Consider the following 15,047-nt stretch of genomic DNA (forward strand, 5'->3'; position numbering starts at 1 on the left):
TTCATACCAGTACTGTTATACGGTTCTCCTTCCTGATCATCAAACAAGATGTTACCTCTGACCTCTACCTTCAAAAAAGAAATTCGAATTATATTCAATATTATATCCAATTTTTTGAATATAATTCTGAATAGTTATAATTTTACAGAATGATAAGCGGAAATGAAATAGTATTAGACAAAACTGACCTGAGTATTCTCAGGCTGATGCAGGAAAACGCCCGAATCTCGAACGCAGATCTTGCGCGTGAGTTGGAAATGGCACCATCTGCTGTATTGGAACGTGTAAAAAAACTGGAACAAAAGAACGTAATCCTGCAATACACCACCCGGCTCAATCCGGCGGCAGTAAACCAGACACTGCTCGCTTTCATATCCATGCGATCATCGGACGGCATGGGTAGCAACGTTACCGCAACCGAGCTAGCCAAGATCCCGGAGGTACAGGAGGTGCACCACATTGCCGGTGACGACTGTTACCTCGTCAAAGTAAGAACAGCCGACTCGGCCTCACTGATGCACCTGATGAGAAACTCATTTAGTAAAATATCAAATATCCTTTCCACCCGTACCACCATAGTTCTGGAAACGGTGAAAGAAGAACAGCAATTAGTAATTCCGGAAAAATAGATCGTTATGGAAACTCAGCAGGAAAAAACCCCTTCTACTCTTTTGGTTGCAATTGCTTTTGCAACCGTTTACATTGTTTGGGGCTCAACATATTTTTTCATACAAAAAGCGCTCGCCGGATTTCCTCCATTTTTTTTGGGAGCGTTCCGTTTCATTATCTCCGGTTTTCTGATGATGACCTGGGCTCTTTTCCAGGGTGAAAAAGTATTTTCGATAAAGGTCATAAAACCAGCCATTATCACGGGTTTGCTTTTATTGTTTGTAGGTAACGGGGTCGTAATCTGGGTAGAACAATTTTTACCCAGCGCCATGGTGGCCATCATGATCTCCTCCTCTCCGCTATGGTTTGTGTTGCTCGATAAACCGAAGTGGAAGGAAAACTTCAATAGCAGGTCTACAATTGTTGGACTTCTGATTGGTTTCGCCGGTGTGGTATTATTATTCAGTGAAAGAATCATGAGTTCATTCACATCGCTCAACAGCAGCAGAGATTTGTTTGCAATGGGACTGGTGATCATGGGCTCGATGGCCTGGGCGGGTGGTTCTCTGTATTCCAAATACAACTCAGGAACAAATTCTGCTACGGTGAACAGTACATGGCAAATGCTCGTCGCGGGTGTTGCGTTTATTCCAGGAAGTGTTTTTACTGGTGAACTGAATGGTTTGAATTTGAGCCAGATACCACTTGATTCGTGGCTGTCGATATTCTATCTGATCATTTTTGGTTCCATAGCGGGTTTCAGTGCATACGTATGGCTTTTGAAAGTGCAGCCGGCAACCAAAGTGAGTACTTATGCATATGTAAATCCGGTAGTAGCAGTGTTGTTGGGCGTTTTTTTTGCAGGTGAATCCATCTCACGCATTCAAATCCTTGGTCTGATCGTGATTCTCGGAAGTGTATTACTCATCAATTTGAACAAATACAGAAAGTCTTCAAAGACGTTTTCGGCGACGGTTTGACCGGGACTCAACGGTTATTTGTCTCCTAATCATGGCTTTATAAAAAGAAACAGCATTCACTTGTTTCAATTGATATATATAATAAATTTAGATATATATTTGAATGTATTTTTTCATCTAAGAAGCTTTGATCATGAGAAAAGAACTAGTTGTCATTTTGTTGTTCCTTATTCCATTACAAAAAGGAAATGCACAGAATAAGCCAATGGCATTAACTTTTGAACAAGCCGCAAAGCAGGGTATCTCTTATGAAAAGCTTGATAGCATCTATGTCAGTGCCATTCATGCTGATACATCCAAAGCTGCTTTTAAAACAGAAGCAGAGCAGTCAAAATTATTTGAGGCCTACACCCAATTACTCAAAACTTTTGGCACGTATCTGACATCAAACAACTTTTCCTGGAACGCTCCAACGAAATGTTTTAATAGAATTTACATGAAACCAGATGGTAGCATTGATTACTTTCTCTACCACTTCATTTCCAAACCAGGTCAGCCTGAACCTATAAGTGAGGAAAAGAGAATTGAATTCGAACGACTTCTCAATCGGTTTATACAGAGTTATAAATTTGGTATTACTGCGTCTACAAAATTTGCGCAATGCAGTCCTGTATCCTACGGTCAACAAAAATGAGCAGAACGAAATCCGTCCTGCTCATTTCCAATTGTTGTAATCCGGTTTACTTTTTCAATATTTTTTGAGTGGATACATTCCCGTTCTTTTCAGTGATTTTTAACAGATACAAACCCTGAGGAAGACTTCCTACTTCAATGGCCTTCCCGTTTTCAGCCTGTCCAATGAGTGATTTACCAGTGTGGCTCAAAAGCTGTACCTGACCAATTTTCTGCCAGTCTACCGCTGTAAATGTTACCTGATTTGTGGCAGGATTTGGGAATGCACTGATTGTTGATTTTAATTTGAAATCAACACTGATGATTCGACTGTATGCAAAGGTCCCGTCTTTATCCAGCATTTTAAGGCGGTAAAGGTTATCCCCATGCAAAGGACTTTTATCCGCAAAAATATATGACTCGGTTTTCACACTTTCGCCTGCCGCTGCCACCTCTCCCATTGCTACCCAGGCCTTGCCTTTGCCGCTACGCTCAACAACAAATTTATCCGCATTACTTTCCGAGGTAGTTTGCCATGCCAAATTAGCGACTTCGCCTTCCTTTTTCCCCTTAAAACTGATCAGCTTTACAGGAAGCGGCGGAAATTCAAGGCAGGAATTCTTAATGTTTAAACCGGTAGCATTGTTGATATTACCACCAATTATAGCAGGACCCACAATGTCGCTTGCAGCAAGCGCAGATACGTTTGCATTGGGAGCCAAAAATCCACCTTGTACATTAAATGAACTCAATAGAATGTTGGTGGCATTTGGGAAATTGAATACCGTTTTATCCTTGTATCCAATTACCATAGGTGTGGCTCCGGAAGTAAGACTGACATTGGTATTGAGAATATTGATCAAAATACCTGAACCAACGGGAATGTTGACAAACGATACCGTAGAGATATTGTTACCCGAGAGATTGACGTTGAAAACATAATTTTTAATGGTGTTATCTCCCGTTAAAACCAGATCCGAAGATGAAACCAGTGGGTCCGGACCGCTTGTAGAAGCCTGAGCCGCATAACCATTGCTCAAATCAACATAATGTTGTTTTAAACCGGTAAAAATGACTCTGTTGGTTCCATTGATGTTGGCACCCTCGCCAGCTCCATGCACAGGCAAAGGAGTTGACGCTTCCACAGCACCATAATAGAAATTTCCCCGGACGGTGATCTGGTTACCTGTGTTGTGTGTCAGCGTTCCATTCACGATAAAATTGTCGCCGGTAACAGGAGACTCCGCGGTAACTCCAACCTGATAACCCGTGGTGGAACTATTCAGCGTGAAATTTCCACCCACCGCAACTCTTCCTTCGGCACTGCCATCACCTGTATTGTAGTTACCAATAATCACAGCATTAAAGTTACCACCACCACTAAAACCGGTTGACAAATAGGCATCCGGGATCGTTAGATCATTAGCGACAGAACATTGCCCCGAAGCATCGAAACTATTCAGGGAGAGCATACCTGCCACTACCATTCCGGTACAGCGGGCTAAGAGGTGAAGGGTATTTTTCATAATGATGCTGAGTACGTTAGTAGATGTTAAGTTATGTGCGGACCGAAACAGCCCAATCAGGAATATTTAAAACTATCGCCAATATGGCATTTCGGCATTCTTAAGAATTTCCACTCTGTTTTCACCTGTTATGTCCATGGTAAACAACGACTTTTCAGAAAAACCGTCGTTACTGGTGCTGGTGAATATGATCTTCGCTCCGTTGGGAGAGAAACGTGCATCCAGATCGTTGTTGCCGTTCATTTTCCCTGTTGAAATGTCCGACGAAATACCGGTAGCAACATCAACCAAAAACACTCTTGAATCAAGCTGGCGTCCTTCAATATTCTGGAAGTTGCTCACATCCAGGGTAAATACAGCACGCTTTCCGTCGGTTGAGAAATCTGGATTACCCATTTTTCCCGGTCTGCCGGTTACCAATTTTGTAAGTACACCTGTTCCCGGATTAATCGTATACAACTCGTTGTCATACACTGTACTACCTGTTACTCTGGCAATTATTTTATTGCCCTGAGAAGTCCAGTCACAACCAGCGAAGAATCTTCCTGCTGGCGCCTCCGCAACTACGCGCAACCCACTTCCGTCCGTCTGCACCGCGTAAAGTTTGTCGTAGTTTGGGTAAAGCAATTCCCGACCATCCGGTGACCAGCAAAACGACAGATCCATTAATGCCACACCAGCAATAGGCACCACTGTAACCCTTTTCATCTCCTTACCCGCTCTATTGGAAATAAAAATATGAGGATCGGTATTGATGTTAGATATAAAAGCTACTCGCTCACGATTAGGACTCACAACCGGGCGCCAGTTTCCTCCATAGGTAGTCAGCTGTATCGTTTCCGTACCGTTCGAAGAAAATATTTGTGAATTCTGGTTTACCTGGCGACTGAAAATATAGGCGTGCTCAGGAATAGGAACCGTTTTGAAAGACCACACCTCACTGTAAACCGGCTTGTTGATGCTGTCGGAAGTGATTACCTGCCAGTAGTAAGTTGTTTCATATTCGAGGTTGTTCACCACCAACGTATCGGCAAAGAAGTTTGAAGCAATCGGAACAGTTGTTGTTTGTCCTTCTTTAAACAAAATAACACTGTAACGAAGTGAGTCCTTATCAGGATCCGTTGTCTTCCATGCCAATGTGGTTGTCAGCCCAATGTTGGTGGCTTTATCCAAAGGTTTTACAATAGTCGGTACAAGAGGAGACTTGTTCTGGTTGTTGTCTAATGTCAGAAACACAGAAGCGACCACGGTTTTGTTTTCTTCTACTTCCACCGAAGTGATATCGGTTTTGTATTTATCCACGGTTGTCTGTATGCTGTATTTTCCTACCAGGAGGCTGTCTACCCGGAAATTCCCCTGGGCGTCGGGCGTGATGGTTTTTCCGGATGGACTGATACGTACCAGCACATTTTCCAACGGTTTTTTGTCGACCAGCGTCAATACCTGGCCTGAGATAGAACCATATAACTTGGGCTCAACAAATACTTCCTCTGTGCAGCCCATGGCCAGCAACAGAAGAAACGAGCACAATGTCGCAAAACGCTTATATACAGGATTTGATGATAATATTTTCACGAGAATGAGGGATTTATAATGGGATGATCAGAGTGATTTAGACTTTGCCTTTTTGGAATAGCCGCCTCCCAGATAAATGGAAAGGCCGATGTTGGCTCGCCAGAAAGAATCATTAACGGAGCCGCTCACAATCGAATCGAATTCGTCTTTGATGAAGTAATTATACTGGCCTGAAATGTTTAAGCCAACTGTACGGCTCAATGCATATTCGAGTCCCAGCCCTCCGTTGATCATCCTGTCCTTTTTTCCTTTAAATTCAAAAAAGCCGCTGTTGCGGGTCGAGACAATCCCTCCACCGATTTGAATAAAAGGATTTACCTTCTGAAAAGGCAAAGTGCGGTATTGCAAATTGACCTCACTGATTGTTACATCCCGCGAGAAATTTTTCTTGGCAGCAAGTGTCGCCGAGGCAACATTCAACTGTAAGTTCCAGTTTTGTGTAATTCCCACATTCAGTGCTCCGCCAAAACCAAATTTGTTAACCGGATTGGCGTAATCACCAGAGTAGCGTAAAAGAGAGACGGACGGCATGATTGAAATACGCGACCGGCTGATGTCGTTTTTTGCACCATATATGTCCGTAGCTTTCGCATCCTGCTGCTCAATTTCATAATCACTCAATGCCAACTTCAATTTGTCTCCGCTTTTTGCGTCGGCATTCCAAAGTCCGTCACGAACACCTTCAATGATCATGGACTGCACCGATTTTTCAATAGCTTCGGTTACTGCCATTTGCGAAGGCTCATTGGTGGTAAAACCTGTTTCGGTTTCCATCAAACGTTTGAATTTTACAAACCGGAAAAGGCTTGCATTCACAGACTGCGAAAGGATGGTTTTAGAGGTGTAAACCGTTTTTAGGATTTTACCGGTTTTGGTAGCGACTGCACGAAGGTATACCGTTACGCGATCCTGGCGGTACTGTGCAGATCCCCCCGCACCAAAATATTTGAGTCCTGCTCCTCCCGTAATGATATTGGCATCATAAGAAACAATACCACCTTCGAGGATGATCCCGGCGAACAAAAGCGGAGGAAGATTTTCATTTTCCGGCTTAAACTGCGCCATACTGGAACGAATGATTTTCCGCTCATTGAGAAGATTACTTACGTTTTCACGCTCAATGGCCACAAACCAGCCGCTTTCTTCAAGGGCTTTAAGCAGAATATTGGTTGCTCCCTGCGTTACTGCCGTGGAGTAATTGATACCACTTTCAGATGGTTTGTACTGGCCTGTCTGGTCACGGAATTTGTAAACGGCTGCTACCAGTTTTTCCGTTGGCGGCGGCAATGTCCTGAGGGAAGGCGTCAGTTTGGTGTCTTCGCCCAAACGCGCCCTTTTTTCTTTTGTAGGCTGATGAAAATACGGGCTGCATCCGTTGAGAATCAAAAATAAAATTCCGCATACAAGATAAGAACACCGCCTCTGATTGAGTAATGAGTTCATTCTAAAAAAATACGATGAGTGAGGGTTTATAGGGGCTCCGAGTTAACGGAGGTATTCGAATTGGACTTCAATAATAGGGCACGGTGATGGATGTTTCGCCACCTTTCCCATCGGTGATGCGGACAACCAGTCCTTCCGAACCGGGAGATACATCTACCACAAAATCACCATATTGATAAGTACCTTCTTTGATGCCCTCTTCTCCAAACTGATTGGAAAAAAGCTGGCGGGACAAAGTACTTAATAATTGCCTGTTGAGGCTGGTGGTAAAATCTGTGAGTGCGTCCGTTTCTCTTCCGGTTGCCGAAGTTTTCGCTGCCTGCGGGTCTTTGGTTTTATCCTGAACCTGGGCCGAGCTCATCAGCCAGTTGTAATTGAAAGTGTCGCCTCCAAAAGAAGGGTTTATTGGCCGATATACAAAAGCCTGAGCCGATGCACCCTGCTGAAACAAAAACGCCAATAAAAAAGTGAAGTAATATTTTTTCATAACATTGAATATTGTGATCAAAAAATGCCGGACCCGGACTGATCTGCCGTACCCAGCTGGTTTTGAATTTCCTGATAACCGACAAAGTATTGAAGCACCTGCTGTACCGCTTCTGCAACCTGGGCTTCCATGGCCTCGGATCTTGGCTGAACAAACTGCTGCCAAACCAAAAGATCACCCACCTTGATGGCAACCATATTGCTAAGGCCTGGTGAAGGAATTTCCTCGAGTTCGATAAGCAGCTCTTCGTTGGCCATAACGCTCGTTTTGAATTGTGCCTTGCCAAGCGAATCCAGCTGCATTCCACTCCATTGCCGATAAAACTCCTCGTAGAGATCTCGTCCGATTTTGGTTTTTGTATTATCAAGAATAAAGGTGGTTGATGCGTTTTCATCAAACACAGCATCGTCAAGCGGATCCATTGAATACATACTGTTGTTTTCAAGAAGCGATTCCTCCGACTGCGCCTGCGCACTTAATCCAGATAAGACGATACAAAACAGAACCAGAAGGCGTATCATGGTTTTCCGATAAGAGGATTACTGTCGATAATAATTCTCATGCCGCCAGTCTGCTCAATTTTCATGGATTGCAACGGTGTAAAGCCACTTCCTTCAAGCGTGAGGTTATTTCCACCGTCTTTTTGTGTAACCTGAAAATCGATGCCATTACTAGTAATATTGTTCATCTGCAACTTATTGTCATTGCCTTCCTGAGACAGTAGATACTGACTATTGGACCCGTTGAAATCCATGTTCAGCGTGTTCAGATCTCCCTTCTGTTGTGTTACAATGTTGTTGCCGTTTCCGCTCAGGTTGAGATTCAGAATATTTTGGTTCCCGGTTTGCGTTACGTTGGCATTCGAACCGGATTTACCCGTTCCGCTGTAACCACTGATTACCGTAATTTTGGCCTGGTCGGTGAGACTGTTCAGCGATTGAGAAAATGATCCGAATGAAGCTTCGCCGGGAACCTGCTGTGCGTGTAAAGCGCCGAGAGACAGGGCTGATAATGATAGATTGATAAGAAAGTTTTTCATAACGTTTGTAAAGGGTTTCTTAAAACAGTTAATCTTCTTTTTTCTTTTCCGGCGATTGGGAAACCGAAACACTGTTTCCGCTTCCGCTCTGCCTGATCACCACACGATTCCCTGAGCCCGACTGGCTCACACTTGCTGCATTGGTACCAGTTGAATCTGTATTGCTGAGGTGTCTGTGAATGACACGATTTCCGCTTTTACTGATAACCGTGGTTGTGCTTCCCTGGCTGTTGATATTCGTTGTGCCATCCGACTGGCTGACCTCCACCGAATTCCCTTTGCCAGATTGTGAAACTGAAAGACCTTTTGAATCAAACATCACCACCTCATTGAGACTATCCTTTGCTGCCATCGTTTTTTTAGGTTTTTCCTGTCCGAATACAGAAAGAGAAATAAACACAAAAACTATTCCTAGTAACAAATTGGTAATCATAATGTTAACTGATTTAATATTTTAGAATTCAGTTAAAGCTGAAATTGGGCGCTCCGAGTATGCGTATACTCTGAGCGCCCTGATTCATAGTGTTAAGATGAATTCTTAACCCAAAACCTGATTATATTCCGTTGGCTTGTACCACAAGTCCGCTGTTAGCACCACCCGTTTGAATGATCGATGAGGAATGTCCGTTACCACTTTGATTAAGATCAGCAATGTTGGTATTACCAGTTTGCAATACAAGGGATTTTTGCAAGTTACCTGATTGAATAACTTTCATATTGTTGCTGTTTCCGTTTTGCCATGATTGACTAAGAAGGTCATCACCATCCTGACTAATAACACCAATGTTACCATCACCAGTTTGTGCAGCTCCATAAGTATCACCAACCGGACCAGATGGAATACCTGTTACCTTATTGTCATCACCTTCCTGAGTAACAGTAAATGAGTTGCTATTGCCATACTGATGCAACTTAGCCCAGTTGTCATTACCATCCTGAGTAAGTGAAGAACCGTTCATATTTCCTATCTGCGTAACAAATCCTTCGTTACGTCCGTCTTGGTTTACAACAGAAGTATTTGTTGCTCCGTCTTGCCAAACTTTTGCATAGTTTCCAGAAAATGTCTGGCCGTCCTGAATAACAGTTGAGTTGTTTGTGCTACCCAATTGATCTACATCAGCAACGTTAAGGTTATCGTCCTGATTCACAACTGAAATGTTTCCTGTGCCAAATTGATATACGTTGGCATCATTTAATGCTCCATCCTGATCCACACCAGAATTGTTGCCATTTCCTTCCTGTAGAACATCCGCATTGTTTCCGAACAGAATAGTTCCATCCTGTACAACAGTCGAAGTATTTCCGTCACCAATTTGATCTACATCGGCTACGTTACCAAATGCCAAAGTTCCATCCTGATCAACAGATGAATTATTGCCATTTCCTGCTTGATTTACATCTGCTTCGTTGTTCCAATCAGTTTGTGTAACAGTGGATATGTTCGTATTACCGGTCTGCAACACATCTGCCTCATTGCTTCTTACACTTTGAGTAACCGTAGAATTGTTTCCAACACCAATCTGATCAACATCCGCATCCTGACGAGTACCAGTCTGAGTCGCATTGGATAGGTTGGTACCTCCTGATTGCAAGATATTAGCTAGCTGACGGTTACCGTTTTGATTTACATTTGAGGTGCTCTGTCCAGTTGGAGTAGCACCGTTGTTTTGAATAACATTAGCCTGGTTTTTAGCGGCAACAGATCCAGCATTGCTTGTTTGATTTACATTAGAGAGATGGGCATCTCCTGTTTGTTGCACATCAGCATAATTGTGATTGTTTACCTGGTTAAGATTAGACGTGTTAGTCTGCGCAAAAAGGTAAGTCCCAGTCAAAAGGATCGCTACCGTGAGTGTAAGTTTTTTCATAATTTTAGTAAAGTGAGAAAGGATTAATAAATGTTTGAAATATGTAATAATCTAAACTGATAGATTCGGGGGGTTAATTGTCAGTCTGCCTCACGGTAGCTCTGTTACTGGCACCAGACTGATATACTGTTGAAATATGGCCGTTTCCAACCTGAGTGATGGTTTCCTTATTATTATCTCCGTATTGATCCGAGATAATTTTATTGTCCGCGCCATCCTGGGAATAGATAGCCGAGTTGCCATTCCCAAGTTGAAGAGCTCCCAAAGAAGTAGCACCAGTAATGATGTTGCCGTCTCCGTTTTGCAGAATCAGGAATTCGTTGTCGTTCCCGCTTTGTGTCAGGAGAGCATTGTTGCCACTGCCGGTTTGCCCGGCAAAAGAAGTAAGGGTTCCGGTCAGTCCCAGAACACGGTTCCTATCACCGAGTTGGGTGGCGTTAAAATCGTTATTATCGCCCTCGGTCACTACCCGTACAATATTCTCGTCGCCCGTCTGTAATATTTTACTGTAATTATCCTGACTGCCACTACCTACAATCTCCTGAAAAGCAACGTTGTCGTCCTGCGACTGTTCAATGTGCGCTTCATTGCCGCTGCCTTCTAAAAATTGCCAGGCGTCGTTTCTATGACCAGACTGTGTGACATAACCTTTTGAGTCCTGTGCATCATTGGCAGTTTGTTCAGATGTGTTATCCGAACCGTTTTGTCTTAAAGAAAAAAAGGATCCTTCTGCCGAGGATCCCTGTATAAATTGCTTCCCATTATTTCCCTGACCGTATTGATTTGCAAACGTCTCATTATTCACATTCTGAGCCACAACCGATCCATTTGAACCGATATACGCCTCCAGTGAATTCTGCCCCACCTGTGTTACAGTGGATATATGAGAATTGCCGTGCTGCTCCACTTTGGAGACACTATTCTTTACGCCAGTTGCTGTAATATTGCTTTGTGTAACCGTCGCCAGGTTTTCGTCCATAGCGGACCCGGCATTGCTTTTCTGAAGCACGGATGATGTATGCGTACCCGTTTCTGTTACAAGAGCTCTGTTAAAATCTCCTGTTTGAATAACAGTGGAATTGTTATTCTGGGCAATAGCATGAAATCCACCGAGTAGCGTTGCTACCGTGAGGGTAAGTCGTTTCATAAATATTCTTCGTTGAGGAGAGTTATTCCTGCTCTTTCGAGCCGGATTACTACATTAGTCGTAACTCGATATCCATTCTCCTATATTTTTTAATAAAAAAGTTATAAAAAAATACACTACACTGATTACAAGGAAGTTATATTGAATATTTATTTTTAGCCATATAGTTTAGACATACATAAATAGCTATTGCTACCTGTTGTCAGGAAGTTTTTCTAAACCGATTTTCAAAACATCATTAATCAATAGAATTATTTTTATCCATTCCGATTATTAATTTCTGTTAATCCTCATATATTTGCTCTCACAAACCCAAATCAGTTATTCATACTCAATTCTTTACCTCATTATGAAAACCTCAGCTAAAATTTCAAAAAGACACTCTTCACCCTTCACTCTCGAAGGATCTTTCTGTCCATCCATCAAATAGTTTTACATATCCGGTCAGCCGGGTTATTTGTCTTGCGGATTTATCATCACACGCCTTATTAAGGCACTATTTACTCAACGCTCTCATTCATAACGTACACTCTCTGCCTGCACGCAAAACGTGCATCTGATTTACTGTGCTTTACAGTGTATGATTTTATTGATGATACGCGAAACTTATAGTCTGGTTCAATACTGACCCGATATGCTTCTACAAAAGATTTCTATCACCACACGGTAATCTATATGAAGAAAGCACTATTGAACGGATCGGATGAGGCGGCACTCATCTCAGTGATAAAAGAAGGAGGGGCAGAAAAAAACAAATATGTAAAACAACTTATATCTGGCTACCAGGGATACATATTTAAGCTACATTCTGAAACAGGATTAAGCGAATCTGTATTGAAGGACCTGTACACAGATACGGTTATGCTTATTATAAAACACATCGAGGAGGAAAAATTCCGCGGAGAAAGTAAGCTTTCAACTTATTTCTATCGGATCTTTTATTTCAAAACGGTCGATTTCCTCCGCCTAAATGCAGGCAGTAAAATCGACTATACCGATGAACTGCCCGACTTTAGTGATGATGCCCAAAACATAACCGGTATTATGGAGGCGCGGGATGAAATGAATCAGATCATCCGTCTGCTCGACAAAATGTGTCACCCATGCAGACAGATCATCATGGATTGGGCTTACTACGGATTTAAAGCCGAAGAAATAGGCGCGAGAATCGGCGAAACAGATCCTGTCAAATACTCGAAAATCAAATACAACTGTATCGACAAATTCAAAAAACTATGGACGAAGCAGGTCCTGGCCTTTTGATCCCGAAGCCCTTTGAATAGGAAGTTGAAGTAAAAGGAAGCGGTGAAAAGTAAAAAGAAGCCTAACTCTTCTTACTTTTCACTGCTTCTCAATATCAAAAATTCTAACCGTTACAAAGCTGTCTGCTCCAATTCCTGGGTTGCTTCAATGAGGCGGTCGGACTGGTATATTCTGATGATGGATTTTATGATGTAATCTATCTCTTCGAGTGTATTGAACTTACTGAATGAAAACCTGACGATTTCCTTATCCGGATTCCGGTAAATGGTGCTGATCACGTGCGAGCCTCCGTCGGCCAGGTTGGAACAGGCGCTCCCTCCCGACACTGCAATACCCAAAATATCAAGCTGCTTCACCAAGCTTCCGGATGACAAACAGGGAAACGCCACGCTCACAATATTTCCAAGTCCTTTGGTTGCAGAGCGGCTTTCACCGTTGAAAGTGATCCCACCAATGGTCAGGTCGTCCAGATTAGAAATAAAGTATCTTTTTAGGACCGAAACGTGATTTTGAACCACCGCCCGGCTCTTGTAAGCAACTTCGAGCGCCTTGGCAAGCCCCACAATTCCGGCAACATTTTCTGTCCCTCCTCTCTGCCCCTTCTCCTGGCCACCGCCCACAATGATCGGCCTGATCTTATTCCTCTTATTGATGTAAAGAAATCCGACACCCTTTGGTCCGTGAAATTTGTGAGCTGAGCCCACTAAAAAATCAATATTACTTTCACCGACATTGTAGGTAATCTTACCCATAGTCTGGGTCGTATCAGTATGAAAAACGGCATTGTACCGCTTCGCAAGTTCCCCTATTGCGGTTATGTCCGTGATATTTCCAATCTCATTATTGCCATGCATCAGACTGATCAGCGTCTGCGGATTTGCATCCAGGAGGTTTTCAAGATGCCTCAGATCCACATTCCCGAAGTCATCCAATTTAACATAACTGATCTCTATATCTCCTGCTTTTTCGTGCAAAGCGAGGCGTTGCAAAACTGCTTTGTGTTCTATTTTACTGGTGATAACGTGGCTGATGTCATTGGCTTTAATGGCGCCCGTCAGTGCAAGATTATTTGCTTCGGTCGCACCGGACATAAAGAATATTTCCTCAGCCGACGCCCCTATCAGGTTGGCCACAGTTTGCCTTGCCGCAGCAATGGCTTCTTTTACTTTACGCCCGGCCCAGTGGCCTGACGACGGATTTCCGTAATTACTGGTAAGATAAGGCAGTATAGCTTGAATCACTTCCGGGTCAATCGCTGTGGTTGCAGCGTTATCACAATATATTTCCATTCCAAAAAATAAATTAAAACATTAAAACTAACGGACACTTTACTGACCGCTTTACACGTCGTTTTGGGATATCAGATTTATCATTAGAATTAGGTTGGGGCACCTTAAACAGATTATAGGTTGCCAGAAGATCACAGAGCCTAATCTCTCCCTTCATTCTTTATAAATCTACTAATTCGATAGACAAAAATTGTTATTAGATTTTTATTTACCAAATCGTTTTCAAAAATTAGTGATCTATTTTTGAGGAACATTTTTTTTGCAAGGTTTATACCCATCAGAAATTGGCAGGTATTGCCTTGAAAATGTGAAACCTAAATTCGGAATGATGAAACTTACCGGCAGACAACAGCAACTTTTAGAATTTGTAAAACAGCAGCATGGCAGCCAGATGCGCAAGTATGAACCTCTCCCGTACTGGCACCATCTATATGAGGTTGCACGGCTGGTGAGTGAACATATCAAAACGGATGGTGCCATCGAGATTGCAGTCTGTCACGATTTGCTGGAAGATACCGCTTGCACCAGGGAAGCACTTGAAGAAAAATTACGTCATCTGGGCTATGAAGCAGATTTGGTTCGGTACATCTCAGAAGGTGTTGTGGGAATGACCGATGTTTTTATCGCAAAGGATTATCCGGATCTTAACAGAAAGGAGCGAAAAAAACTTGAAGCAGAAAGACTTGGCACCACGTCGTCCATTGTACATTCTGTTAAATATGCCGACATGACCGACAATGTCAAATCCATTGTTTCCGGGGATCCTGGATTCGCGAGGGTTTACATGAATGAAATGACAGCCATTCTGGATCAGATGCGCCAGGGAAATATTCACCTGCTTATCAACTGCTGCTCCGAATTTAGTTACGCACTCAGCAAGCTCCGGGATACAAGATGACGGATATACCTGGCGAAGGCAAAAATATTTACATATCGGTTACAACCATTTTGTACAAACTGCGGTCAATGAGATAAGTTCAGGGAAATCTTGTACAACAGAACTCGGAGCCAGGTATTCCAACTCTAAAAATTAGCCCCTATGAAAATCTCGAAATCAGTTTTACAAGCTGTTGCCATTGCGGTGGTTGTGACTACGGTAACGTCTTGCGCCGTAAACGACGTGGATCCGGAAAAGGAGAAAATTACGAAAAACAAAGTAATTGATTCATGCCCCGCCTGTGGTATGGGCTGAGAAAACGCAACGGTAGT

16 protein-coding genes and 1 riboswitch are annotated in these 15,047 nt (G+C 42.9%); of the genes, 6 read left to right on the forward strand and 10 right to left on the reverse strand.

The features are described from left to right. Positions 1–149: 149 nt before the first annotated feature. The 3 genes from LZG71_RS19725 (at position 150) to LZG71_RS19735 (ending at position 2,223) form a co-directional block, all read left to right on the forward strand. The gene (locus LZG71_RS19725) at positions 150–629 is read left to right on the forward strand and encodes an Lrp/AsnC family transcriptional regulator (RefSeq protein ID WP_233823260.1); all 480 of its coding nucleotides are present in this window, start codon (positions 150–152) and stop codon (positions 627–629) included. 6 nt (positions 630–635) lie between these two features. Further along, on the forward strand, positions 636–1,589 hold the full coding sequence (locus LZG71_RS19730; protein ID WP_233823261.1) for an EamA family transporter: 954 nt from the start codon (positions 636–638) through the stop codon (positions 1,587–1,589). A 133-nt stretch (positions 1,590–1,722) separates the two neighbouring features. Continuing rightward, a complete protein-coding gene (locus LZG71_RS19735; RefSeq protein WP_233823262.1) occupies positions 1,723–2,223 on the forward strand; it encodes a hypothetical protein in 501 nt (166 codons plus the stop codon). A 46-nt stretch (positions 2,224–2,269) separates the two neighbouring features. Here LZG71_RS19735 and LZG71_RS19740 read toward each other — a convergent pair whose 3' ends face one another. From LZG71_RS19740 to LZG71_RS19780, 9 genes are all read right to left on the reverse strand, one after another. After that, the gene (locus LZG71_RS19740) at positions 2,270–3,727 is read right to left on the reverse strand and encodes a choice-of-anchor A family protein (protein ID WP_233823263.1); all 1,458 of its coding nucleotides are present in this window, start codon (positions 3,725–3,727) and stop codon (positions 2,270–2,272) included. Positions 3,728–3,799: 72 nt separating this feature from the next. Continuing rightward, entirely contained in the window at positions 3,800–5,302 is a 1,503-nt protein-coding gene (locus LZG71_RS19745) for a carboxypeptidase regulatory-like domain-containing protein (protein ID WP_233823264.1), read from the reverse strand. Between the two features lie 27 nt (positions 5,303–5,329). After that, positions 5,330–6,745, reverse strand: coding sequence for a CsgG/HfaB family protein (locus tag LZG71_RS19750; protein ID WP_233823265.1), 1,416 nt, complete (start codon positions 6,743–6,745; stop codon positions 5,330–5,332). Positions 6,746–6,812: 67 nt separating this feature from the next. Further along, positions 6,813–7,232: a curli production assembly/transport component CsgF gene (locus LZG71_RS19755; RefSeq protein ID WP_233823266.1), complete on the reverse strand. Its 420-nt coding sequence runs from the start codon at positions 7,230–7,232 to the stop codon at positions 6,813–6,815. Between the two features lie 17 nt (positions 7,233–7,249). Further along, positions 7,250–7,753, reverse strand: coding sequence for a curli production assembly/transport protein CsgE (locus LZG71_RS19760; RefSeq protein ID WP_233823267.1), 504 nt, complete (start codon positions 7,751–7,753; stop codon positions 7,250–7,252). Further along, entirely contained in the window at positions 7,750–8,271 is a 522-nt protein-coding gene (locus LZG71_RS19765) for a hypothetical protein (RefSeq protein WP_233823269.1), read from the reverse strand. The genes LZG71_RS19760 and LZG71_RS19765 overlap by 4 nt, the downstream gene beginning before the upstream one ends. A gap of 28 nt (positions 8,272–8,299) precedes the next feature. Beyond that, the gene (locus LZG71_RS19770; RefSeq protein ID WP_233823271.1) at positions 8,300–8,704 is read right to left on the reverse strand and encodes a hypothetical protein; all 405 of its coding nucleotides are present in this window, start codon (positions 8,702–8,704) and stop codon (positions 8,300–8,302) included. 121 nt (positions 8,705–8,825) lie between these two features. Beyond that, on the reverse strand, positions 8,826–10,139 hold the full coding sequence (locus tag LZG71_RS19775; RefSeq protein ID WP_233823273.1) for a hypothetical protein: 1,314 nt from the start codon (positions 10,137–10,139) through the stop codon (positions 8,826–8,828). Positions 10,140–10,212: 73 nt separating this feature from the next. Further along, positions 10,213–11,286: a hypothetical protein gene (locus LZG71_RS19780; RefSeq protein WP_233823275.1), complete on the reverse strand. Its 1,074-nt coding sequence runs from the start codon at positions 11,284–11,286 to the stop codon at positions 10,213–10,215. Between the two features lie 675 nt (positions 11,287–11,961). Here LZG71_RS19780 and LZG71_RS19785 point away from each other — a divergent pair. Next, the gene (locus LZG71_RS19785; protein WP_233823277.1) at positions 11,962–12,549 is read left to right on the forward strand and encodes an RNA polymerase sigma factor; all 588 of its coding nucleotides are present in this window, start codon (positions 11,962–11,964) and stop codon (positions 12,547–12,549) included. A gap of 110 nt (positions 12,550–12,659) precedes the next feature. Here LZG71_RS19785 and LZG71_RS19790 read toward each other — a convergent pair whose 3' ends face one another. Continuing rightward, entirely contained in the window at positions 12,660–13,838 is a 1,179-nt protein-coding gene (locus tag LZG71_RS19790; protein ID WP_233823279.1) for a cysteine desulfurase family protein, read from the reverse strand. Positions 13,839–13,912: 74 nt separating this feature from the next. Continuing rightward, a riboswitch (SAM riboswitch) is annotated at positions 13,913–14,007 on the reverse strand. 156 nt (positions 14,008–14,163) lie between these two features. Here LZG71_RS19790 and LZG71_RS19795 point away from each other — a divergent pair. Both LZG71_RS19795 and LZG71_RS19800 read left to right on the forward strand, forming a co-directional pair. Next, positions 14,164–14,736 (forward strand): metal-dependent phosphohydrolase, encoded by a 573-nt coding sequence (locus tag LZG71_RS19795; RefSeq protein ID WP_233823281.1) that lies wholly within the window; start codon positions 14,164–14,166, stop codon positions 14,734–14,736. 141 nt (positions 14,737–14,877) lie between these two features. Beyond that, positions 14,878–15,030, forward strand: coding sequence for a hypothetical protein (locus LZG71_RS19800; protein ID WP_233823283.1), 153 nt, complete (start codon positions 14,878–14,880; stop codon positions 15,028–15,030). Positions 15,031–15,047 lie beyond the last annotated feature (17 nt).

This window comes from Dyadobacter sp. CY312, assembly GCF_021390535.1.
Classification (GTDB): Bacteria; Bacteroidota; Bacteroidia; order Cytophagales; family Spirosomataceae; genus Dyadobacter.

Excerpts from the sequence above, each read along its gene's own strand:
- LZG71_RS19795 (WP_233823281.1), top strand. The coding sequence starts at position 14,164 with ATGATGAAACTTACCGGCAGACAACAGCAACTTTTAGAATTTGTAAAA.
- LZG71_RS19780 (WP_233823275.1), bottom strand. The coding sequence starts at position 11,286 with ATGAAACGACTTACCCTCACGGTAGCAACGCTACTCGGTGGATTTCAT.
- LZG71_RS19790 (WP_233823279.1), bottom strand. The coding sequence starts at position 13,838 with ATGGAAATATATTGTGATAACGCTGCAACCACAGCGATTGACCCGGAA.
- LZG71_RS19740 (WP_233823263.1), bottom strand. The coding sequence starts at position 3,727 with ATGAAAAATACCCTTCACCTCTTAGCCCGCTGTACCGGAATGGTAGTG.
- LZG71_RS19800 (WP_233823283.1), top strand. The coding sequence starts at position 14,878 with ATGAAAATCTCGAAATCAGTTTTACAAGCTGTTGCCATTGCGGTGGTT.
- LZG71_RS19730 (WP_233823261.1), top strand. The coding sequence starts at position 636 with ATGGAAACTCAGCAGGAAAAAACCCCTTCTACTCTTTTGGTTGCAATT.
- LZG71_RS19735 (WP_233823262.1), top strand. The coding sequence starts at position 1,723 with ATGAGAAAAGAACTAGTTGTCATTTTGTTGTTCCTTATTCCATTACAA.
- LZG71_RS19755 (WP_233823266.1), bottom strand. The coding sequence starts at position 7,232 with ATGAAAAAATATTACTTCACTTTTTTATTGGCGTTTTTGTTTCAGCAG.
- LZG71_RS19750 (WP_233823265.1), bottom strand. The coding sequence starts at position 6,745 with ATGAACTCATTACTCAATCAGAGGCGGTGTTCTTATCTTGTATGCGGA.
- LZG71_RS19785 (WP_233823277.1), top strand. The coding sequence starts at position 11,962 with ATGAAGAAAGCACTATTGAACGGATCGGATGAGGCGGCACTCATCTCA.
- LZG71_RS19765 (WP_233823269.1), bottom strand. The coding sequence starts at position 8,271 with ATGAAAAACTTTCTTATCAATCTATCATTATCAGCCCTGTCTCTCGGC.
- LZG71_RS19725 (WP_233823260.1), top strand. The coding sequence starts at position 150 with ATGATAAGCGGAAATGAAATAGTATTAGACAAAACTGACCTGAGTATT.
- LZG71_RS19770 (WP_233823271.1), bottom strand. The coding sequence starts at position 8,704 with ATGATTACCAATTTGTTACTAGGAATAGTTTTTGTGTTTATTTCTCTT.
- LZG71_RS19775 (WP_233823273.1), bottom strand. The coding sequence starts at position 10,139 with ATGAAAAAACTTACACTCACGGTAGCGATCCTTTTGACTGGGACTTAC.
- LZG71_RS19760 (WP_233823267.1), bottom strand. The coding sequence starts at position 7,753 with ATGATACGCCTTCTGGTTCTGTTTTGTATCGTCTTATCTGGATTAAGT.